The 21,129-nt window shown below is 31.4% G+C and carries 20 protein-coding genes; 15 read left to right on the top strand and 5 right to left on the bottom strand.

The genetic code is table 11. The features are described from left to right. Positions 1 to 3: 3 nt before the first annotated feature. The 4 genes from AB8B90_RS00490 to AB8B90_RS00475 are packed head-to-tail and all read left to right on the top strand — an operon-like array spanning position 4 to position 3,080. Positions 4 to 921 carry a geranylgeranylglycerol-phosphate geranylgeranyltransferase gene (locus AB8B90_RS00490; protein WP_405332503.1) on the top strand — a complete coding sequence of 306 codons (918 nt, stop codon included), beginning with the start codon at positions 4 to 6 and terminating at the stop codon, positions 919 to 921. 7 nt (positions 922 to 928) lie between these two features. Beyond that, positions 929 to 1,513, top strand: a complete 585-nt coding sequence (locus AB8B90_RS00485) for a Maf-like protein (protein ID WP_405332500.1) — start codon at positions 929 to 931, stop codon at positions 1,511 to 1,513. Positions 1,514 to 1,565: 52 nt separating this feature from the next. Further along, positions 1,566 to 2,489: a septum formation inhibitor Maf gene (locus tag AB8B90_RS00480; RefSeq protein WP_405332497.1), complete on the top strand. Its 924-nt coding sequence runs from the start codon at positions 1,566 to 1,568 to the stop codon at positions 2,487 to 2,489. A gap of 48 nt (positions 2,490 to 2,537) precedes the next feature. Beyond that, positions 2,538 to 3,080, top strand: coding sequence for a mechanosensitive ion channel domain-containing protein (locus AB8B90_RS00475; RefSeq protein WP_405332494.1), 543 nt, complete (start codon positions 2,538 to 2,540; stop codon positions 3,078 to 3,080). A gap of 56 nt (positions 3,081 to 3,136) precedes the next feature. Here AB8B90_RS00475 and AB8B90_RS00470 read toward each other — a convergent pair whose 3' ends face one another. The 5 genes from AB8B90_RS00470 to dapF all read right to left on the bottom strand — a co-directional run bounded on the left by AB8B90_RS00470 (position 3,137) and on the right by dapF (position 7,180). Beyond that, a complete protein-coding gene (locus AB8B90_RS00470) occupies positions 3,137 to 3,814 on the bottom strand; it encodes a peptidoglycan-binding protein LysM (protein WP_405332491.1) in 678 nt (225 codons plus the stop codon). Positions 3,815 to 3,923: 109 nt separating this feature from the next. Then, entirely contained in the window at positions 3,924 to 4,835 is a 912-nt protein-coding gene (locus tag AB8B90_RS00465; protein ID WP_405332488.1) for a DUF2279 domain-containing protein, read from the bottom strand. A gap of 2 nt (positions 4,836 to 4,837) precedes the next feature. Beyond that, positions 4,838 to 5,881 (bottom strand): endolytic transglycosylase MltG, encoded by a 1,044-nt coding sequence (gene mltG / locus AB8B90_RS00460; RefSeq protein WP_405332485.1) that lies wholly within the window; start codon positions 5,879 to 5,881, stop codon positions 4,838 to 4,840. Position 5,882: 1 nt separating this feature from the next. Further along, on the bottom strand, positions 5,883 to 6,407 hold the full coding sequence (locus AB8B90_RS00455; RefSeq protein WP_405332482.1) for a GNAT family N-acetyltransferase: 525 nt from the start codon (positions 6,405 to 6,407) through the stop codon (positions 5,883 to 5,885). Further along, entirely contained in the window at positions 6,407 to 7,180 is a 774-nt protein-coding gene (gene dapF / locus AB8B90_RS00450; protein WP_405332479.1) for a diaminopimelate epimerase, read from the bottom strand. The genes AB8B90_RS00455 and dapF overlap by 1 nt, the downstream gene beginning before the upstream one ends. Positions 7,181 to 7,323: 143 nt before the next feature. On the opposite strand from dapF, the gene AB8B90_RS00445 reads away from it, so the two are divergent. From AB8B90_RS00445 to AB8B90_RS00395, 11 genes are all read left to right on the top strand, one after another. Further along, positions 7,324 to 8,742: a S1C family serine protease gene (locus AB8B90_RS00445; protein WP_405332476.1), complete on the top strand. Its 1,419-nt coding sequence runs from the start codon at positions 7,324 to 7,326 to the stop codon at positions 8,740 to 8,742. A 192-nt stretch (positions 8,743 to 8,934) separates the two neighbouring features. Beyond that, positions 8,935 to 10,383: a glyceraldehyde-3-phosphate dehydrogenase gene (locus tag AB8B90_RS00440; protein WP_405332526.1), complete on the top strand. Its 1,449-nt coding sequence runs from the start codon at positions 8,935 to 8,937 to the stop codon at positions 10,381 to 10,383. A 147-nt stretch (positions 10,384 to 10,530) separates the two neighbouring features. Continuing rightward, positions 10,531 to 11,151: a tRNA (guanine-N1)-methyltransferase gene (locus AB8B90_RS00435; protein WP_405332473.1), complete on the top strand. Its 621-nt coding sequence runs from the start codon at positions 10,531 to 10,533 to the stop codon at positions 11,149 to 11,151. Between the two features lie 110 nt (positions 11,152 to 11,261). Further along, positions 11,262 to 11,939 carry a tRNA (guanosine(37)-N1)-methyltransferase TrmD gene (gene trmD / locus AB8B90_RS00430; RefSeq protein WP_405332470.1) on the top strand — a complete coding sequence of 226 codons (678 nt, stop codon included), beginning with the start codon at positions 11,262 to 11,264 and terminating at the stop codon, positions 11,937 to 11,939. A 259-nt stretch (positions 11,940 to 12,198) separates the two neighbouring features. Continuing rightward, positions 12,199 to 12,549, top strand: a complete 351-nt coding sequence (gene rplS / locus AB8B90_RS00425) for a 50S ribosomal protein L19 (RefSeq protein ID WP_405332467.1) — start codon at positions 12,199 to 12,201, stop codon at positions 12,547 to 12,549. A 798-nt stretch (positions 12,550 to 13,347) separates the two neighbouring features. Then, positions 13,348 to 15,567 carry an NADP-dependent isocitrate dehydrogenase gene (locus AB8B90_RS00420; protein WP_405332464.1) on the top strand — a complete coding sequence of 740 codons (2,220 nt, stop codon included), beginning with the start codon at positions 13,348 to 13,350 and terminating at the stop codon, positions 15,565 to 15,567. Between the two features lie 49 nt (positions 15,568 to 15,616). Then, complete coding sequence (locus AB8B90_RS00415; protein ID WP_405332461.1) at positions 15,617 to 16,552, top strand: pyridoxal-phosphate dependent enzyme; 936 nt, start codon at positions 15,617 to 15,619, stop codon at positions 16,550 to 16,552. 68 nt (positions 16,553 to 16,620) lie between these two features. After that, positions 16,621 to 18,996, top strand: coding sequence for a TonB-dependent receptor (locus AB8B90_RS00410; protein WP_405332459.1), 2,376 nt, complete (start codon positions 16,621 to 16,623; stop codon positions 18,994 to 18,996). 3 nt (positions 18,997 to 18,999) lie between these two features. Beyond that, the gene (locus AB8B90_RS00405; RefSeq protein ID WP_405332456.1) at positions 19,000 to 19,812 is read left to right on the top strand and encodes a DUF4249 family protein; all 813 of its coding nucleotides are present in this window, start codon (positions 19,000 to 19,002) and stop codon (positions 19,810 to 19,812) included. A 141-nt stretch (positions 19,813 to 19,953) separates the two neighbouring features. Next, positions 19,954 to 20,772, top strand: a complete 819-nt coding sequence (gene murQ, locus AB8B90_RS00400; RefSeq protein WP_405332453.1) for an N-acetylmuramic acid 6-phosphate etherase — start codon at positions 19,954 to 19,956, stop codon at positions 20,770 to 20,772. Then, complete coding sequence (locus AB8B90_RS00395; RefSeq protein WP_405332451.1) at positions 20,762 to 20,989, top strand: DUF6095 family protein; 228 nt, start codon at positions 20,762 to 20,764, stop codon at positions 20,987 to 20,989. Before murQ ends, AB8B90_RS00395 begins: the two co-directional genes overlap by 11 nt. The last annotated feature ends 140 nt before the right edge of the window (positions 20,990 to 21,129 follow it).

The raw sequence follows: 21,129 nt of genomic DNA, 5'->3' as shown, positions 1-21,129 counted from the left end.
CCATTGCTTTTGCATATTTTAAATCTGATTCGTTATAAAAATTTATTGCTCATTGTATTGGTGCAACTTCTTATACGATTTGCTTTATTTGAGCCTTTCCAAGTCGATGTAAGACTAAATATGATTGGTTATACATTGTTAATCATAGCTACAGTTTGCATTGCTGCAGCTGGAAATATTATCAATGATATTTACGATATAGAAACTGACACAGTCAACAAACCTGAAAAAGTTATAGTTGGTAAATCTATTTCAGAATCAATAGCATTTAACCTATTTATTTTATTAAATATTATTGGTGTTGGAATTGGGTTTTACTTATCTCTTAGTGTTGGAAAGAGTCCATTCTTTTCAATATTTGTCATTATTTCCGCAGCTTTATATGTTTATGCCTCATTCTTAAAGCGCACACCTTTAATTGGTAATATTGCTATTTCAATTCTTGTAGCAATGAGTATATTAATTGTCGGTGTTTTCGATTTAATACCAGCCATTACAGAAGGAAACAGAGCTACTCAAATTACTTTTTTTAAAATTCTTGTAGATTATGCAGTGTTTGCGTTTTTAATCAACTTGGTTCGTGAAATGATTAAAGATATCGAAGATGTTGATGGTGATTACAATGCACAAATGAATACACTTCCAATAGCAATTGGTCGAGAACGTTCTAAAATCATAGCTTTAGTAATTAGCATACTACCAATTGCTGTAGTTGTTTATTATATTGTCACTTATTTGTACCAACAACAAATTGCCATTATTTATTTTTTAATTTTTGTTTTAGCACCATTAATTTATACTACTATAAAAATTCACTTAGCAACATCAAAATTTCATTTTAAACACATTAGCTTTATGTATAAAATCATAATGGTTTTCGGAATTCTATCACTGCTACTTTATTCCTTTATATTGAAATAAGTCAATCATGTTAAGCGAAAAACTCAAAAATTACCATCTTATATTAGCTTCAGGTTCACCTAGAAGACAACATTTTTTTAAAGATTTAGGTCTTGATTTTGAAATTCGTTTAAAACCTGTCAAAGAAAACTATCCAGATCGATTAACACATTTTGAAATTAGTGATTATTTAGCACAACTAAAATCACTTCCATTTAAGAAAGAATTACAATCAAATGATATTTTAATTACCAGTGATACAATTGTATGGAATGACAATAAGGCGCTTGGCAAACCTTCCTCTAAAGAAGACGCATTCCAGATGTTACAATCTATGAGTAACAAAACTCACGAGGTAATTACTTCTGTCTGCTTTACGACAACTTCTTATCAAAAAACGGTAAATGCTATTACTGAAGTTACGTTTAAAATGCTTACTATTGAAGAAATCAATTACTACATCGACACCTACAAACCTTTTGATAAAGCAGGAGCATATGGTATTCAAGAATGGATTGGAAACATTGGAATCACAAGCATAAAAGGCTCTTATTTTAACGTTGTAGGATTACCAACACATTTAGTTTACAAAACGTTAAACAGTATGGTATAGTTTACATTCATTCGTACATTTACCAAACAAATTATTTTATATCTCAAGGTAAATGCTACGTTATAAATCCATTGTTTTAATTTTGCTCATTTGTGTGATTTGTTCATGCAAACAGAGAGAAACACACAACGATACTGCTTTAACCAATACAGAATCTAACATTAAGTCTGAGAATACCTTCATACTATCAGAAGCATTTAAATCTTATTGGTATTCGGGAACGGCTGAAATCACCTCATTTAAATTAGAACAAGCTAGATATGGTGAATTAAGACAAGGTAGTTCTGTATTAGTATTTGTTACAGAAGATTTTCTTCCAGAAAAACAAGTGAAAGCTGATCATTTCAACAATGCAAATACTTCAGTTTTAAAGCTAAACATGACTAAGAATTTTACAACTGGTATTTATCCCTATTCCATCATGCAGTCTACCTTTTATCCTATTAAAAATAAGCAACATGCACTAAAAATATCTTGTTCAATTCAAGAATGGTGTGGACAAGCTTACTCTCAATTGAATAATAAAAAATTATTTGAAATTAATTCTCATTCTTACTTTGAAAGTGAAGGTGATCAATATTTTAAATTAGATAAAGCTGTTTTAGAAAACGAAATTTGGACACAATTAAGAATTAATCCATCCTCATTACCAACAGGAACCTTAAAAATGATTCCTTCATTCGAATATATTAGACTTAAACATATAGAATTAAAAGCCTATCAAGCTTTAGCAGAACTAAACGAAAATTCATACTCGATTAATTATCCTGATTTAAACAGAACACTTACCATAAATTTCAATCCTGTATTTCCTTATGAGATTACTGGATGGGAAGACACCTATCAAGATGGTTATGGTTTAAATGCCAAAACGTTAACTACAAAAGCAACTCAGCTCAAAACAATCAAATCTGCATATTGGTCCAAAAACAAAAATGCTGATGAAGTATTAAGAGAAACGCTTATGCTAAATTAATTCTACCCTATATTTGCTATATAAGCACAAACAACATTTATACTCACTATGTTTTTTGAAACCCATCAAACAGAATTAATCACTACAGGAATTGTACTATTAATTCTATTGTTAATTAGAATCATTGCCAATGCAATAGTTAGAAAAATTGGTCGTAAAAGTGGCATCAATGATGCTCGTATCAATTTAATTTGTCGCTATGTAAGTGTAACTTTAATTCTTATAGCATTAATTATTGAAGCATTTGTATTTGGAGCACAATTAAAAGAACTTACTTTATTATTATCTTCAATATTTGCTGTTATTGGAATTGCGCTTTTCGCTATTTGGTCTATTCTTAGCAATGTAACTTCAGGAATTATTATGTTTTTTAATTTCCCATATAAGGTAGGAGATAAAATTGAAATTCATGATAAAGATTACCCGATAAAAGCCATTATTGAAGACATAAGAGCTTTTCAGTTGCATTTACGATTAGACAATGGTGATTTGGTAACTTATCCTAACAACTTAATTCTTCAAAGACCCGTAACTCTTGTTGAAAAAGATGCTATTGATGGCTTTTACAATACGGAAAATGAATCTCAATAAAAAAATCCTTGAGACTTTAGGTTTCAAGGATTTCGTATGTAATTAATATTCTATTTTTATAATACTGCTTTCGCCTTTTTATCAGGTATAATTGAAGATGTATCATATCCAGAAAACTTCTTCATGTAATGTTTTACAGTAGAGCCATAAGCATCTGAAAAATTCTGATGACCATAGCTTCTTAAAAACTTCTTTACGCTTCCAGGACCTGCCAAATGAGCTGCAGCTAAAATTCCTGATTCAGTGACTAAAATTCCATTGATTTTTTTACCATCAAAACGCTTAATGTCTTTTCTTAAAATCCATTTGTTGCGTTCTGCATTAGCTAAAAAAGCCTTTTCTTGTAATTCAGGGTTTGATAAAAAGTGATTCGGATTGTAAATCCCAATTAATTTTAGAGTTTCAGCTCCAAATTGGTACTTACCTAAATAACCTAAAGTGTTTACTGTAAAATAGTTTCCTCTTGATTCTTTAAATGCGACAGCTTCTTTAAATCCTGTGTATGATTTTCCTAAATATGGAAAATAAGCATGTGTTTTTTGAAAAGGATTTGAAAGATGTGTTTTAGTGGTTTCAGAAGTTAAAACTGAATTGTGTTGAACTGTAAAATCCAGTTCTAATCCTTCTGTAGAATACATAGCGACATCTAATGAAGGGCTCGGTTTAAGTGCCATAAACATAACACTACAAATAGCTAGAGGGATAGCAAAATAATTTCTTACTTTTTTAATCATAATAGCTAATTTATGTATGGTAAAAATTGTCCCCTTAATTACCTTACAAATTCAGTTTGCAAATATACGCCTTTTTTTAAATTACTGAAAACTAGCTGTTAAAGTGCTGTTAAAAGTAGATGAAATGGAACTTTGTAGGGCTTTTCTCGTTGAATTCTAGAGTTGGAAAAGGGACCTTTAACGTGTTAAAAATGTCAAACAACGATCGCAGGAACCTAGAATTTGTCTTTATTTTAGACAAATCGACGTCTAAACTTAGGTAATATTGACGCTGTCTATTTTGACTTATTAATAAGTTATCAACGATTTCATTTCTACCCGTCAACATTCCGTCTGCTCCATAGCCAAAAGCAATGTTTAACCAGTTAGGAATTTTACTAGATTTTACAAAGGAATTTATATTGACACTCAACCAATAAGTTTGGCCATTATAATCTTTCAAAAACTCTTCTGTAAAACCATCACCTAATTTATCAGGACGTTGATTTGCGTAATTGGTTTGATGAAATGAATATTTTAACAACATTCGCTGTTCTTTCCATAGTAACTCTTGTCCAATATACAAACCCGTACCTGCAGCATTTGCAGCCATATCTGACCATGAAAATCCCCATTCAGCACTATAACCATCTAAAATTTCTACGGCAGTTAAAAAAGTTAAACCTAAAGTAGCACCATAAATTAGCTGATCTTTTTTTTCGACACCACTCCACTGTAAAACATCTGCTCCTACTTTCCCTAATTGATACGCTGAAAATGCATGGCCCAATTTGTCCATTTGTAACCATTCATCAGTATCATTAATTGTATGAAATTTTGAACGTGGAAAATCGGCATACCATAACTGATCTAAACCAAGCAATGTTAGAGTTCCTAAAGAGATTTCAGTAATTACAACTGCATTTCTACGTGGTGTATTTAAAGTATCACTTGGCTTTAAAAACGCATCTAATTTGGATTGTGAAAATGAAGAAAACGTTACTAAAAAAACAAGACAAATATGTATCCAACGATACTTCACACCTATCGATTGATGCCTTGAGACGTTAAATATCTTTGATATTCTCTTGCATTTACATTATGCTGGGCTAAGGTTTTTGCAAACTTATGAAAGCCAGGCTTTTTTGCATTTGCTGCAAAATACAAGTATTTATGCTTCTCAAAATTAAGTACAGCATCAATTGCAGAAATATCTGGCATTGCAATTAATCCTGGAGGTAAACCTGCATATTTATAAGTATTGTAAGGTGATTTTATTTCCTTGTGAATATTGAGCACTCTTTTAATCACTGTATTTTTATACTTAGGTAATTTGTAAGCTGCAAATTTTAAAGTAGGATCTGCTTGCAAAGGCATACCTATTTTAATCCTATTCATATAAACACCAGCAATTCTGGGTTGTTCGCTCGCTTGTTTAGATTCTTCATAAACAATAGATGCAAGTGCCATGACTTCATCACGAGATAAACCAATGGACTTAGCTTTAGCATTTCTATCTGAATTCCAAAAGCGATTAAACTCTTTCAACATTCGGTCTCTAAAGTCCGTTCCAGAAGTGTTCCAAAAGACTTCGTAACTATTCGGAATATACATCCCTAAAGCTGTTTTTTTAGAAAACCCACTAGATTTTAAAAAATCTACATCTTTCATTGCGCTTAATAATGATATGCTATCTGCTTCAATTTGCTGACTCACACGTCCTGCTAATTTCTCTAGCGATTCTTGATTATTAAATGACAATTTAACTGGCAGATTACCTATTCTAATAGAATTGATAATATCGTTATTACTCATTCCTTTCTTAATCAAGTATTTTCCTGCTTTAAGATTTTTAGTGTACTTCTTCTGAGTTGCTAAGGCGTCAAAAGACTCTATGTCAATTAACAATGGCTCTAACTGTGACCTTACCTCTTCATAAGTAGCATTAGATGACACATATACATAAGCTTCTTTATTATTAAAAGCTGTATTAGGTTTAAACATCGCATCGTATACAAAGTATGCGAAATAAGCAGCAACTAATAATCCAATAATGGCAATTGCCCAAAGTATTTTTTTTATGTACATATTATTTTAAAATTCGTTGTAATAGGTATTCATTTTTGTAAGAACCGTTCACAAGGTTCCAATCTTTTTTTAGACCTACAATATTAAAACCGCTTGCTTTAAAGAGTTTTAAACTCATGTTGTTGTCTTCGGAAATATTACAATACAATTGTTTTAAATCTAAGTGATTGGCACAGTACGCAATTAATAATTTTAGCGCTTCTTTACTGTAACCTTTCTGTCTATTTGATTCGTCTTTAATCAAAACTCCAACTCCTGCACGTTTATTTTTAACATCAAAATCAAACACATCAATTAACCCTAAAACTACATCATCAGTATTACAAATCACCAAACGCAATTGCTTAACTTCAAAAATATCTTTATGAGCATTTTCAAGATACTGTTTGATTAAAAATTTAGAATAAGGTGTAATCGTACTGCTAATTTCCCAAACAGATTGGTCATTTTCAATCTCATAAATAAAATCTAAGTCTTCAGGTTCTAAAGCACGTAAATAAATATGTTCACCTTTTAGATTAATCATTATATATTACCTTTATAAACTTGAATTGCAGGACCTGTAAGCCATATATTGTTGTATACATTATCTTCGTTTTGAAATGATACTTTTAAAGGTCCGCCTTTAGTTTTTAATTCTATAGTATTTTTTTCTGTTTCACCTATATAATGCATTGCTAAAGCAACAGCAGTAACTCCAGTACCACAAGACAAAGTTTCATCTTCAACACCTCGTTCGTAAGTTCTCACTGAAAAATTGTCATTTGCATTTTTAGAAACAAAATTAACGTTGCTCCCAGACTCATTATAAGGTTCACCATATCTAATTTTACGTCCTTCTGTTTTGATGTCTATTGCATCTAATTGATGTTCCAATTGCACATGATGAGGTGAACCTGTATCTAAAAAAACATAAGAATTATGATTTTCAACTTGTGATACATCTTGCATTTTCAAACTTACTTGATAACCAGAAATATTAGCTTCATGATGGCCATCAATAGCTTCAAAAGTTGCATGAGAGGATATTATTCCTAAATAGTTAGCAAATGCGACAATACATCGTCCACCATTCCCACACATTGAACTTTCATTCCCATCGGCATTAAAATATACCATCTTGAAATCTTCCGATTCGTGATGTTCTAATAATATCAATCCGTCAGCACCAATGCCAAAACGTCTGTCACATAAAAACGCAATACGTTTGGTATCATTTTTGTCAAAAATTTGTTGACGATTATCAATCATCACAAAATCGTTTCCTGTTCCTTGATATTTATAAAAAGTCAATTGCATATGAATGCAAATATAGGAATAATGACACGATTATAACGTTGTTAAATGAGCGTTAAAAGTGACGTTAAAAATCGTTAAAGTTGAATTATAAAATCAATAAATAATTAATTTTAGTGTTACCTAATTAATAAATATTTAATACTATGAAAAAAATCTTAACATTAGTGTTTGTTTCAGTATTAGGTGGAATTATCACATTATCTGCCTACAAGCTATTCATTGAAAAAAAACAGGTTGTTACTGTTGAAACTTCTGTAGAACAGCCATTTTTTGTTCCAACAAATCACAAAGCCACTGCGGCAAATTTAGTTAGCGCTGAGCATCCAAGTTTTGTAAATGCTGCCGAGAAAACTGTTGATGCAGTAGTCCATGTGAAAAACACAGCTTTAGTTTCAGCTCCTATGAGCTTACAAGATTTATTCTATGGAAGACAACAATCTAAACGAGCGCAAATTGGTACAGGAAGTGGTGTTATCATTTCACCTGACGGTTATATCATTACAAACAATCACGTAATTGAAGGATCTGAATCTATTTCAATAACCTTAAACGACAATAAAATATATAATGCCGAACTGATTGGTTCAGATAAAAAAACAGATATTGCACTTCTCAAAGTTGAAGCTGAAGATGACTTACCATTCATTACTTTTGGTGATTCTGATGCTGCTCAAATTGGTGAATGGGTTTTAGCCGTTGGAAACCCTTTTAATTTAACTTCTACCGTTACTGCGGGAATTATAAGTGCAAAAGCTAGAGATTTATCTGGCAGAAATTCACAATCTTTTATTCAAACCGATGCTGCTGTAAATCCAGGTAATTCCGGAGGAGCTCTAGTAAATTCTAATGGTGAACTAGTTGGAATTAACACAGCCATATCCTCTCAAACAGGCTCATACATTGGCTACTCATTTGCAGTACCAAGTAATATTGCCAGAAAAGTAGTTGAAGATATTATCGAATTTGGAAATGTTCAAAACGGAATTTTAGGTGTATCACTTCTTAATACCAACTCTAGAGAAGCCATTGAAAAAGGTTTAAATGAAATTAATGGAGTTTACGTTGCTGACGTAACTGAAAAATCAGGTGCTGAAAAAGCTGGTATTAAAACTGGAGATATAATAAAAAAGATAGACAACATAGAAATTTCTAAATTTTCTGATTTGAGTGGTTATCTCAAAACCAAACGTCCTGATGATATCGTAAACGTGGAAATTCTGAGAGATGATGATATTAAAACCCTTCCTGTAGCGCTTTCAAAAACAGACATTTTAACGGTTGATTTCATGAATATGGAATTGAAAAATCTTTCAGAAGAGCGTAAAATCGAAAATGAAATTAATTATGGTGTAGAAGTCATTAAGAATGAAAATGATTGGCTAGCTGAAAACCTAGGCATCTCCTCAAATTATATTATTACAGATATCAATAATATTAAAATTAAGACTATTGAAGATATTTCAATATTGAAACAAAAATATGGTGCAAATGCAGAACAGTACATCAAGAAAATTGGACTTATAAATAAGAACGGAGAGCGCGAACAATTTGTTATTCGTTAAATCCTTGATAAGAGTTTTTAGAAAACCCATTATAATTTAATGATTATGATGGGTTTTTTATTTTTATAAAAAACGCTACGAAAACGTTTGAAATATATTATTTTTGCAAACTGAAACTGAGACGTTTTCATATTTTGTTTTATTAAAATGAAAACGTTAAAACAAAACAAACAACACACTAAATTTAAAACAATGAGTTTGAACGGAACTTATGAAAACGAATTAGCTTTTCAAGCAGATAGAAGAAGAGCAACAGTAGAATTTATCAAAATCGTCAGTGACCTTTGGTATGACAAATCTATCGAATTGGTATTGTTTAGAAATCAATTGATTGATCGTAACGTCAGTGAAATCTTAAATCTTCACGAGTATGCTGGAGAATTTGTACAAAAACCAATCTCAATCTTTGATTCTGTTGAAATAGCACAAGCAATCAAAACTTTAGATCTTCCTCCTGCTAAGTTAGACATCGGAAAACTAACTTATGAGTTTCATTTAGAAGACCAAAAGTATAGCAATGCTACAGGTTTTGTTGCCAATAAATTAAAAGACGCTAAGAAAAATAAAAACATTCAACCCAAAGATGTAGTTCTTTATGGATTTGGTCGAATTGGCCGTTTAGTTGCAAGAGAGTTAATGACTAAAACTGGAAAAGGTAGCCAGTTACGCTTGAGAGCTATTGTTACTCGTGGTACAATTGATGAAACTGTTTTAGAAAAAAGAGCATCATTATTAAGAAACGATTCTGTTCATGGTGATTTTTCGGGAACTGTTGTTGCTGATGCAAAAAACAGCGCTTTAATAATTAATGGTACGACAGTAAACATCATTTCTGCAAATGCGCCAGAAGATATTGATTATACAAAATATGGCATTAAAGATGCTTTAGTTATTGATAATACAGGAGCTTTCAGAGATAAAGAAGCTTTAAATAGACACTTAAAATCTAAAGGCACAAACAAAGTATTACTTACTGCGCCTGGAAAAGGAATTCCAAATATTGTTCATGGTGTTAATCATTTAGAAAATGATCCTGATAAAGTTGATATTTTTTCAGCAGCGTCTTGTACAACAAATGCTATTACTCCTATTTTAAAAGCTGTTGAAGATACTTATGGAGTTGTTAGTGGTCATTTAGAAACCATACACGCTTACACTAATGATCAAAATTTAGTAGATAATTTTCATAAAAAATACAGACGTGGACGTGCAGCTGGTTTAAATATGGTAATCACTGAAACTGGAGCTGGTAGTGCTGTGAGCAAAGCTTTACCTTCGTTTGAAGGTAAATTAACGTCTAATGCAATTCGTGTACCTGTGCCAAACGGATCTTTAGCAATATTGAATTTAGACTTAGAAAAGAAAACATCAGTCGATGCTATGAATTCTATGATGAAAAAGTATGCATTAGAAGGTGATTTAGTTGAGCAAATTAAATATGAGATGAGTGACGAATTAGTATCAAGCGATATTGTAGGAAGCTCTGCTCCATCAATTTATGATAGTAAAGCTACCATTGTTAGATCAACTGGTAAAAATGCAATCTTATACATTTGGTATGATAATGAATATGGTTACAGTCATCAAGTCATTAGATTAGCAAAATACATTTCTAAAGTTAGACGTTACACTTATTATTAGTAGTCTAAACATCTAAAATTATTTTTAAATCGTATATACCTTAGCCTCACAAATTGTGAGGCTAATTGTTTACTGATTATGGAGTAAATCTTCATAATTTTATTATATTGTTGCCTAATAATCACACAATTAATTTTACTGACCAAAATGAAATTTTTTAAGCCGTTATTACTGTCATTATTTGCTGTATGTTTTTTTACAGCCTACTCACAAACTACAGACGAAACAGATCAACTATCACTCAATAGTGGAACTATTGATAGTCAATTTGAATATGTTTTTAGAAAATCTGGAAACTTTAAAGGCACAAGAGGCCAAAAATACGAAGCGGTAAAGCAAGCTTGGTTACTTAAATTGAAAGCCAATGTTTTAGATTCATTAAAAACTACATATCGAGAGTTAGATGAAACACAACTAGTTGTGACTACCCAATCTAAAAATATAGATGATTTAAATACGGAATTGGCTAATACCAAAACGGAATTAACTAATACCATTGCAGAAAAAGACAGCATGCAATTATTTGGAATGCCAATGTCGAAGCCAAATTACAGTTTAACACTATGGAGTATTGTTGGTATTTTATCAGCATTATTATTATTCTTTGTTTATAAATACAGAAACAGTAATGCAATTACCAAGCAAGCCAAGTTATCCTTAGCAGAAACTGAAGAAGAATTTGAAGAGCACAGACGTATTGCACTAGAACGCGAGCAAAAAGTTAGACGTCAGTTACAAGATGAAATTAATAAGCAAAAGAACGCTTAAACATTATTATAATATTTTAATTAAAAATCTGTAATTTCGATTACAGATTTTTTATTTAGTAATGACTGTATATTAGTTTTTAGTTATTTTGCAGTCTTCAAACAATATACATGCGCATAGACATCATTACCGTTTTACCAGAATTAATTAAGAGTCCGTTTGAAGCTTCTATTCTAAAACGTGCTATTCAAGCCAATTTAGTGAGTGTACATTTTCATAACCTACGTGATTATGCTACTGGAGGCTACAAAGCTATTGATGATACACAATTTGGTGGAGGTGCAGGTATGGTGATGATGATTGAACCCATAGACAAGTGCATTACTAAATTACAATCTGAGAGAGATTACGATGAAATCATCTATATGACTCCAGATGGTGAACGTTTAAATCAGAGTATTGCCAATCAAGTCTCAATGAAAGAAAATATTATGATTCTTTGCGGACATTATAAAGGTGTGGATCAAAGAGTTCGTGATAAATTTATTACAAAAGAAATTTCTATTGGAGACTATGTATTATCAGGAGGGGAATTAGGAGCAGCAGTATTGTGCGATGCAGTGATTAGATTAATTCCAGGAGTATTAGGTAATGAAACCTCTGCCCTAACCGATTCATTTCAAGATGGATTATTAGCGCCACCAATTTATACAAAGCCTAGAGAGTATGATGGCATGAAAGTGCCAGAAGTGTTATTTAGTGGTAATTTCCCTGAAATTGAAAAATGGCGAGAAGCAGAAGCTTACAAAAGAACTAAAGATCGTCGTCCAGATTTATTAGATGATTAATTACACACCTGTGTTAAGGATTGAAGCATTGTTGGAGCTCTTTGCTATTTTACCAGTAAGACCCTCTCGACTTCGCTCGAGGTGACATAGCAAAAGCGACTGCTGAAAGCCTGACTCTACAAAGTAGAGTAACACCCAAAAAAAATTAATTATTAATTGTGGATTATCAATTATTAACTATCTTTGCAGCCACTTTTGGATTAACCTCTGGCGAGAATCGTGAATGTTGATTTGGAATAATTTATATAAATATAAAAAAATGAGTTCTTTAGTAAAATTTGTACAAGACGAATTTGTAACAAGAAAAGACTTTCCTGAGTTTAGTGCTGGTGATACAATCACAGTATACTACGAAATTAAAGAAGGAAGTAAAACACGTACACAGTTTTTTAGAGGTGTCGTATTACAACGTAAAGGTTCTGGTAGTTCAGAAACATTTACTATTAGAAAAATGTCAGGAACTATTGGTGTAGAACGTATTTTTCCAGTTAACTTACCTGCACTTCAAAAAGTTGAAGTTAATAAAAGAGGTAAAGTTAGAAGAGCAAGAATCTACTACTTTAGAGGTCTTACTGGTAAAAAAGCAAGAATCAAAGAAGTTAGAAAATAATTTTCTAAGTACATATATCTCAAAAGCCTTGACAAATGTTAAGGCTTTTTTGGTTATTAACTTTTGTTAATAACTTCGGTTTATAAAATGTGAATATCTATGTCTACTTAAAATTTGGAATTATCTAACAAAATCATACTTTAGCTAAACAATTAACAACAAACCTAGTTTGGTTTTAAATTAAATTTTGAATTTATGTTAAATTGTAATAAAGTAACGTTCTTTATATTAATTGTTTTTTGAGGTTTTGGAGTCGCAAGTGTATGCGTGTTAGACAAAAAAATCAAGAAGTTAATCGAGTTGTTGAATGTGCAAGCAGATAACAAACAGAGAAACGGAAAGCTTTGAAATAGTATCAGTAGCGAAAGTGAATGAGAACAGGATGAGCAATGTCTTTGAAATATCCAACGTGAAAACGAACAGATAGTGAAAAAGAGATCAAGAAAGGCAATTAAACCGAAACAGAGTATTAACAGGTCAATACATTTTGAAAGTTAAGAAATGTTTCTTTGAGATAGTAAAACTTGAACCGAAAGGAAATGTGGGAATGCAAATTCAGCGATTTCAACTTTAGCAGCAATGTTAAATAGGTCATGTGGAAGCTAAATCAAAAAAGCCATGTCAATGTAGTTTTCTACTGTGATATGGCTTTTGTTTTTATAATAACTTTTATCACTTTATAATAGTTGTTTTTCTTAAGCTACAATACCAATTTTCACTTTAATACCAGCTAGTTTTTTGTATATTTGCAAAGCTTAAAAATTAAACATTTGAGATTAAAATAAATTATATACATTCATGGCAAATACTCCTACAATTATTTATACTAAAACAGACGAAGCACCAGCATTAGCAACACATTCGTTATTACCAATCATCAAATCATTTACAGCTTCATCTGGTATAAATATTGAGCTTAGAGATATCTCATTAGCAGCTAGAATATTAGCAGTATTTCCTGAATTTTTAACTGAAGAACAACGCGTTCCTGATGCTTTAAAAGAATTAGGCGATTTAGCCAAACTACCTGAAGCAAACATTATTAAATTACCAAATATTAGTGCTTCAGTTCCGCAATTAAAAACAGCAATTGAAGAATTACAAAATCAAGGATTTAAATTACCAAATTATCCTGATGAACCTGAAAATACTGAGGAAAAACAAATACGTTCACGCTACGACAAAATTAAAGGAAGTGCAGTAAATCCTGTATTGCGTGAAGGAAACTCTGACAGACGTGCGCCAAAAGCAGTAAAAAACTTTGCTAAAATGAATCCACACTCTATGGGAGCATGGTCTTCAGATTCTAAAACTCATGTCGCAACAATGACTCATGGTGATTTTTGTCACAATGAAAAATCTGTTACAATCAATAATGCAACTGACGTAAAAATTATACACACAGATACAACAGGAAACCAAACAGTTTTAAAAGAAAGTACACCATTACTTGATGGAGAAATAATTGATGCTTCTGTGATGAGTAAAAAAGCATTACTTGATTTCTTAAAAAAAGAAATCCAAGATGCAAAAGACAAAGGCATTTTATTTTCATTACACATGAAAGCAACCATGATGAAAGTATCAGATCCAATTATATTTGGTCATGCAGTTCGAGTATTTTTTGCTGATTTGTTCGAAAAACATGCTGATACTTTTGAAGACATTGGTGTTGATGTAAATAATGGCTTCGGAAATTTATTAGGCAATTTAGAAGAATTACCTGAAGGAAAGCGTCTTGAAATTGAAGCTGATATTGCTTCGGCATTTGCTAATGCTCCTGATGTGGCCATGGTTAATTCTGATAAAGGCATTACAAACCTTCATGTACCAAGTGATGTGATTATTGATGCATCTATGCCTGCTATGATACGTACTTCTGGACAGATGTGGAATGCTGAAGGTAAACAACAAGACACTAAAGCTGTAATACCTGACAGTAGTTATGCTGGATTATATACAGCAACTATAGATTTCTGTAAAGCAAATGGTGCTTTTGATCCTACAACAATGGGAACTGTTCCAAATGTTGGGTTAATGGCACAGAAAGCTGAAGAATATGGTTCACATGATAAAACTTTTGAAATAAGTTCTAATGGAACTGTAGACGTTATCGACGCTTCTGGAACTGTATTAATATCGCATAATGTTGATGCTGGAGATATTTGGAGAATGTGCCAAGTTAAGGATGCTCCAATTCAAGATTGGGTAAAGCTAGCTGTTACTAGAGCCAAAGCATCACAAACACCTGCTGTATTTTGGTTAGATGATCAAAGAGCTCATGATGCTGAATTGATAAAAAAAGTAAACCAATATTTAAAAAGTCACGATACTAACGGATTGGATCTTAGAATCCTTTCTCCTATTGAAGCGACTAACTTTACACTTGCAAGAGTAAAAGACGGTAAAGACACTATTTCTGTGACTGGAAATGTGTTGCGAGATTATTTAACAGATTTATTCCCAATTTTAGAATTAGGAACTAGTGCAAAAATGTTATCTATCGTTCCTTTAATGAATGGTGGTGGTTTATTTGAAACTGGAGCTGGTGGATCTGCACCAAAACATGTTCAACAATTCACTAAAGAAAATCATTTACGTTGGGATTCATTAGGTGAATTTTTAGCATTGGCTGTATCATTAGATCATTTTGGAGATGTAAATAATAATGCTAAAGCCAAAGTTTTATCTGAAACTTTAGATGATGCTACTGAAAAATTACTAGCAAATAGAAAATCACCTTCTAGAAAAGTAAATGAATTAGACAATAGAGGGAGTCATTTCTATTTAGCCCTATTTTGGGCTGAGGCCTTGGCAAATCAAACTCAAGATATTGATCTAAAACATGAATTTGCGAAAGTATTTAAAGATTTACAAGCACATGAAGCAAAAATAGTTGAAGAATTAAATGCTGTTCAAGGTCAAGCAATGGATATTGGAGGTTATTACAATCCTAACGAATCGGATACCTTTTCAGCCATGAGACCAAGTGACACTTTCAACACTATTTTAAAATAACATAAAAAAAAAGACCATTTTAAATGGTCTTTTTTTTGGAACTATAATAATGACCAAACAAGAATTAAAAGCATGTCACGACAGAATTAAGCCTTTTATTCATAATACACCTGTGTTAACTTCTAAGCTAATCAATTCTCTTATTAATGCTGAACTATTTTTTAAATGTGAAAATTTTCAAAGCGCTGGCGCCTATAAAATTCGTGGCGCAACAAATGCCATCATGCAGCTTTCTAAAACAGAACAGCAAAATGGTGTTGTCACACATTCTTCAGGTAATTTTGCTCAAGCCTTATCACTTGCTGCTAATCGTTTAAATATAAAAGCTTATATCGTAATGCCGTCAAATTCTCCTAAAGTTAAAAAAAATGCAGTTCTAGAATATGGTGGTGAAGTGATTGAATGTAAACCTACAATTGAAGCTAGGCAAAATGCAGCAGATCAAATCGTAAAAAACACTGGAGCAACATTTATACACCCTTCAAATGATACTGATGTCATTCTTGGTCAAGGCACAGCTGGATTAGAATTACTTGTTGAACATCCAGATTTAGATGTGATATTTTGTCCAATTGGTGGAGGTGGATTAATAGCTGGAACTGCACTAGCAGCAAATTTTAATTCAAATCATTGTCAAATTTTTGGAGGAGAACCTTTAGAAGCAGATGATGCCTATCGTTCACTTATTAGTGGTAAAATTGAGACTAATGTGAGTACTAATACAATTGCTGATGGGTTAAGAACACAATTAGGCTCTCATAACTTTCCAATAATTAAAGCCAATGTAAAACAAATTATTCGAGTTTCTGAAACTGAAATAATTGAAGCAATGCGACTCATATGGGAACGTATGAAGATTATTATTGAGCCCTCGAGTGCTGTTGCATTTGCTGCAATTCTAAAAGAAAAGGAAAAATTTAAAAAACAAAAAATTGGTGTAATTATATCTGGAGGAAATGTAGACGTTAATAATTTACCTTTTTAACGTAACAATTATAAAAGTGATTCGTTTAAACCTAGTATAACATCAATCAAAAAAATTAATCATAGTTTATGAAATTACCTCTTAGAGTAATTCTACTCTTATTTTTATTAAGTCCGTTAGGACTTTTAGCCCAAGAAAAACATACTATTAGTGGCGTTATTTCTGACATAAGTAGTAATGAAACACTTATTGGTGTTAACATACTATTTCCAGAGCAACAAACAGGAACAATAACAAATGAATATGGTTTTTATTCCATAACACTTCCTGAGGGTACATATAAATTAGTAATTAGCTATTTAGGATTTAAAAATATTACTGAAACTATTGAGTTAACATCAGATATTACTAAAGATTTTAGCTTAATAGAAGCTACGGAATCTCTTGATGAAGTTGTAATAACAAAAGATATTGAGAGATTAAATATCAGAAAGCCACAAATGAGTGTTAATGCCTTATCTGCAAGTACAATCAAACAAATCCCTGTCGTTCTTGGTGAAGCAGATGTGATAAAAGCAATTACACTTTTACCTGGTGTTACAACTGCTGGAGAAGGTGCATCAGGCTTTAATGTTAGAGGTGGTTCGGCTGATCAAAATTTAATCTTACTAGATGAAGCTATTATTTATAATTCTTCACATTTATTTGGCTTCTTTTCTGTGTTCAATCCAGATGCAATCAAAGACCTACGTTTATACAAAGGAGGCATTCCTGCACGTTATGGAGGAAGAGTTTCTTCTGTATTAGACATCTATCAAAAGGAAGGAAACAGCAATGAATTTCACGGTAATGGAGGTGTCGGAATTGTATCTAGTAGATTACTTGTAGAGGGACCAATAAAAAAACAAAAGGGTTCGTTTTTATTCGGTGGACGAACATCTTATGCGCATTTATTTTTACCACTTTTTGATATTGATAATGTTGCCTATTTTTATGATCTAAACACCAAATTGAGCTATAAAATTAACCAAAATAACAATATTTATTTATCTGGATATTTTGGTCGTGATGTTTTTAGTCTTAACGATAGTTTTGAAAACACCTATGGAAATACAGTTTTAAATTTTAGATGGAACCATCTATTTTCTGATAAGCTGTTTTCTAACCTATCTTTGATTTACTCTGATTATTATTATGGTTTAAATCTTGAATTTGTAGAGTTTGACTGGAATTCTGGAATTAGAAACTTTAATTTAAAATACGATTTAAAACATTATCTAACAGATAAAGTAAAATTACAATATGGTTTAAACAGTATATACCACAAGTTTAATCCAGGTGAAATTGAACCATCTACTAGCACTTCTGGAATAAATCCACAAAAATTAATTGACAAATACGCCCTAGAAAATGCTTTGTATTTGGACGTTGAACATCAATTGAGTGAAAACTTAACAGCATCCTACGGACTAAGATTTAGTAATTTTTTACGTTTAGGTCAAGACGAACTTAATGTTTATGAGAATAATCAAGCTGTACTATTTAATGATGAACTTCAAATTTATGAAAAGGCAGATCCTACAGGAACAGAAAAATTTGACAGAAGTGATGTTATAAAATCCTTCAACAATCTTGAACCGCGTTTAGCCTTAGCTTATCAATTAAATGACGTGTCATCTGTTAAAGCAAGTTATAACCGAATGACACAATATTTACATTTGTTATCAAATACTAATTCTCCAACTCCATTAGATGTATGGACACCAAGTGGCGAATTCATAAAACCACAAATTTTAGATCAATATGCTATTGGGTACTTTAAAAACTTTTTAAATAATTCTTATTCTCTAGAGGTTGAATCTTTTTATAAAACCATAAAAAACAGAATCGATTATATTGATGGAGCAGATTTAATTGCTAATGATGCCATTGAACAAGTCATTCTAAATGGTAATGCCAGAGCTTATGGTTTAGAATTACTTTTAAGGAAAAATAAAGGAAGATTCAAAGGTTGGTTAGCTTACACGCTTTCTAAATCAGAACAACAAACCAAAGGAAGATCAGCTAATGAAACTGGAATAAATAACGGAGAATGGTATAATACAGCGTTTGATAAAACACATGATATTTCATTTACAGGAAGTTATGAGTTAACAAAAAAATGGACTTTTAATGCTAATTTTTTATTTCAAACCGGTCAACCAGTAACTTATCCTAATGGTCAATATGAATTTAATGGAATTAGAATTCCTAGTTATACCAACAGAAATGAATTTAGACTACCTACCTATCATCGCTTAGACATATCTGCAAATTACACTCCGAAACCAAATAAAACAAAAGGGTTTAGAGGAGAATGGGTTTTCGGTATTTATAATATTTATAATAGAAGAAATGCAGCATCAATTAGTTTTAGACAAAATAGAGATACATTTAGAAATGAAGCCGTAAGGTTAGCTATTTTCGGATTTGTACCTGCAGTTTCATATAATTTCAAATTTTAAAACATGAAGAAGTATATATATATTATTCTTTTAATTTTTACATATTCTTGTGAAGATGTAATAGATCTAGATCTACCAACTTCAGACCCAAAATTGGTTATAGATGCTTCAATAAATTGGGTAAAAGGAACTTCTGGTAACGAACAAAGTATAAGATTGAGTTTAACTGCCCCATTCTTTGAAAACGAAATCCCTCCTGCTTTAGGTGCACTTGTTAAAATTACTAACTCAAATAATGATGAATTTATTTTTATAGAAGAAGTTAATACGGGGATTTATAAAAATGATAATTTCACACCTCAATTAAATGAAACATATGAGTTAGAAATAATTTATCAAGGTGAGACTTACAATGCTACTGAAACACTAAAATCTGTAAATGAGATCACACGTGTTGAGCAAAATTTAGAAGGTGGTTTTTCTGGTGAAGAAACCGAAATCAAAGCCTTTTTTAACGACCCTATAGATGAAGAAAATTATTACTTTTTTGAGTTTATACCGAGTTTACCAATTACACCAACTTTAGATACTTTTAAAGATGAATTTGTAAATGGAAATGAAATCTTTGGTTTTTATGTTGAAGAAGATTTAAACCCTGGTCAAAGTGTAACAATAAGAAATAGTGGTGTTTCACAACGCTTCTATGAATTTATGTTTATTTTACTTCAGCAAACTGATGATGGTGGAGGTGGTCCGTTTGAAACACAGCCAGCAACGGTTAGAGGCAATTGTATTAATCAAACTAATCCAGATAAATTTCCACTGGGCTACTTTAGGCTATCTGAGGTTTCTGAATTTACTTATATAGTTCAATAATTTTGGCGTTACACTTCTAGGACTTAATTATTGTTGTTGAAGAAGTGTCGTGCTATTCTCTTTATCTTTTTGAGTATAAACTCAAAAAGGATGTCGCTTCTATCACTAACGCGGATTATAAATTTTATTTATTTTTACAATATGACATTTATTAAAACAACAGAACAAGATTCAAATTACAATCATTTAGAAAAAATGAGTGTTGAAGAAATATTGAATCATATCAATTCAGAAGATAAAGCAGTTCCAACTGCAGTTGAAAAAGCACTACCTCAAGTTAAAAATTTAATAGAACAAATTGTTATAAAATTAGAATCTGGTGGACGATTATTCTATTTAGGTGCCGGAACTAGTGGTCGTTTAGGTATTCTAGATGCTTCTGAATGCCCACCAACTTTTGGTGTCCCACATGATTTAGTAATTGGTCTAATTGCTGGTGGTGATTCAGCTATTAGGAAAGCTGTAGAATTTGCAGAAGATTCTATTACTCAAGGTTGGGAAGATTTAAAGTTTTATAATATAAATTCAAAAGATATTGTAGTTGGTATTGCTGCCTCTGGAACAACTCCCTACGTAATTGCTGCTTTAGAAGAATGTAACATAAATAAAATATTGACCGGTTGTATTACTTGTAATAAAAACAGTCCGTTATCTAAAGTTTCAAAATATCCAATTGAAGTAATTGTTGGACCTGAATTTGTAACAGGGAGTTCCAGAATGAAAGCTGGTACTGCACAAAAACTGATTTTAAATATGATTTCTACATCTTCAATGATTAAACTCAATAAGGTAAAAGGTAATAAAATGATAGAAATGCAACTGAGCAATGATAAATTGGTAGAAAGAGGAATAAAAATGCTAATAAAAGAGTTAAATATTGATTTTGAAGAAGCTAAAATCTTATTAAATAAATATAAAAATGTAAGAATTGCTATAAATAATTATAATAATGGAAACTAAAAAAACAGATAAAGACAAATTAGTTAATGGAATAAAAACTATGGGGATTTCATTAATATTGATGTTCCTTGGTCCTAGCTTGTTTTATGTAGCTCAAAATAATACAGAAAAGTCATTATATTTACCAATACTTATCATAGCATTTATTTTCTGTATACTAGCAATATATTTTGCCTTCAAAGGTTTAAAAACAATAATGGATAGTATGTTTAAGTAATTTCCTCTTAACAATAAAAATTCAGATTGATATTTTATGTAAAAAAAAACGCCCTTACTAAATAAATAGTAAGGGCGTTTAAAAAAGGCGACGACCTACTCTCCCACAAATGCAGTACCATCGGCGCAAATGGGCTTAAC

Source organism: Psychroserpens sp., assembly GCF_045105015.1.
Taxonomy (GTDB): domain Bacteria; phylum Bacteroidota; class Bacteroidia; order Flavobacteriales; family Flavobacteriaceae; genus Psychroserpens.
This window is presented reverse-complemented; position numbering and strand designations above follow the sequence as displayed.

What these genes read in the sequence shown, in the direction of transcription:
- murQ (WP_405332453.1), top strand. Translation starts at nt 19,954, where the DNA reads ATGACATTTATTAAAACAACAGAACAAGATTCAAATTACAATCATTTA.
- rplS (WP_405332467.1), top strand. Translation starts at nt 12,199, where the DNA reads ATGAGTTCTTTAGTAAAATTTGTACAAGACGAATTTGTAACAAGAAAA.
- AB8B90_RS00440 (WP_405332526.1), top strand. Translation starts at nt 8,935, where the DNA reads ATGAGTTTGAACGGAACTTATGAAAACGAATTAGCTTTTCAAGCAGAT.
- AB8B90_RS00470 (WP_405332491.1), bottom strand. Translation starts at nt 3,814, where the DNA reads ATGATTAAAAAAGTAAGAAATTATTTTGCTATCCCTCTAGCTATTTGT.
- AB8B90_RS00485 (WP_405332500.1), top strand. Translation starts at nt 929, where the DNA reads ATGTTAAGCGAAAAACTCAAAAATTACCATCTTATATTAGCTTCAGGT.
- AB8B90_RS00420 (WP_405332464.1), top strand. Translation starts at nt 13,348, where the DNA reads ATGGCAAATACTCCTACAATTATTTATACTAAAACAGACGAAGCACCA.
- AB8B90_RS00415 (WP_405332461.1), top strand. Translation starts at nt 15,617, where the DNA reads ATGACCAAACAAGAATTAAAAGCATGTCACGACAGAATTAAGCCTTTT.
- AB8B90_RS00405 (WP_405332456.1), top strand. Translation starts at nt 19,000, where the DNA reads ATGAAGAAGTATATATATATTATTCTTTTAATTTTTACATATTCTTGT.
- trmD (WP_405332470.1), top strand. Translation starts at nt 11,262, where the DNA reads ATGCGCATAGACATCATTACCGTTTTACCAGAATTAATTAAGAGTCCG.
- mltG (WP_405332485.1), bottom strand. Translation starts at nt 5,881, where the DNA reads ATGTACATAAAAAAAATACTTTGGGCAATTGCCATTATTGGATTATTA.
- AB8B90_RS00480 (WP_405332497.1), top strand. Translation starts at nt 1,566, where the DNA reads ATGCTACGTTATAAATCCATTGTTTTAATTTTGCTCATTTGTGTGATT.
- AB8B90_RS00455 (WP_405332482.1), bottom strand. Translation starts at nt 6,407, where the DNA reads ATGATTAATCTAAAAGGTGAACATATTTATTTACGTGCTTTAGAACCT.
- AB8B90_RS00395 (WP_405332451.1), top strand. Translation starts at nt 20,762, where the DNA reads ATGGAAACTAAAAAAACAGATAAAGACAAATTAGTTAATGGAATAAAA.
- AB8B90_RS00410 (WP_405332459.1), top strand. Translation starts at nt 16,621, where the DNA reads ATGAAATTACCTCTTAGAGTAATTCTACTCTTATTTTTATTAAGTCCG.
- AB8B90_RS00435 (WP_405332473.1), top strand. Translation starts at nt 10,531, where the DNA reads ATGAAATTTTTTAAGCCGTTATTACTGTCATTATTTGCTGTATGTTTT.
- AB8B90_RS00445 (WP_405332476.1), top strand. Translation starts at nt 7,324, where the DNA reads ATGAAAAAAATCTTAACATTAGTGTTTGTTTCAGTATTAGGTGGAATT.
- AB8B90_RS00475 (WP_405332494.1), top strand. Translation starts at nt 2,538, where the DNA reads ATGTTTTTTGAAACCCATCAAACAGAATTAATCACTACAGGAATTGTA.
- dapF (WP_405332479.1), bottom strand. Translation starts at nt 7,180, where the DNA reads ATGCAATTGACTTTTTATAAATATCAAGGAACAGGAAACGATTTTGTG.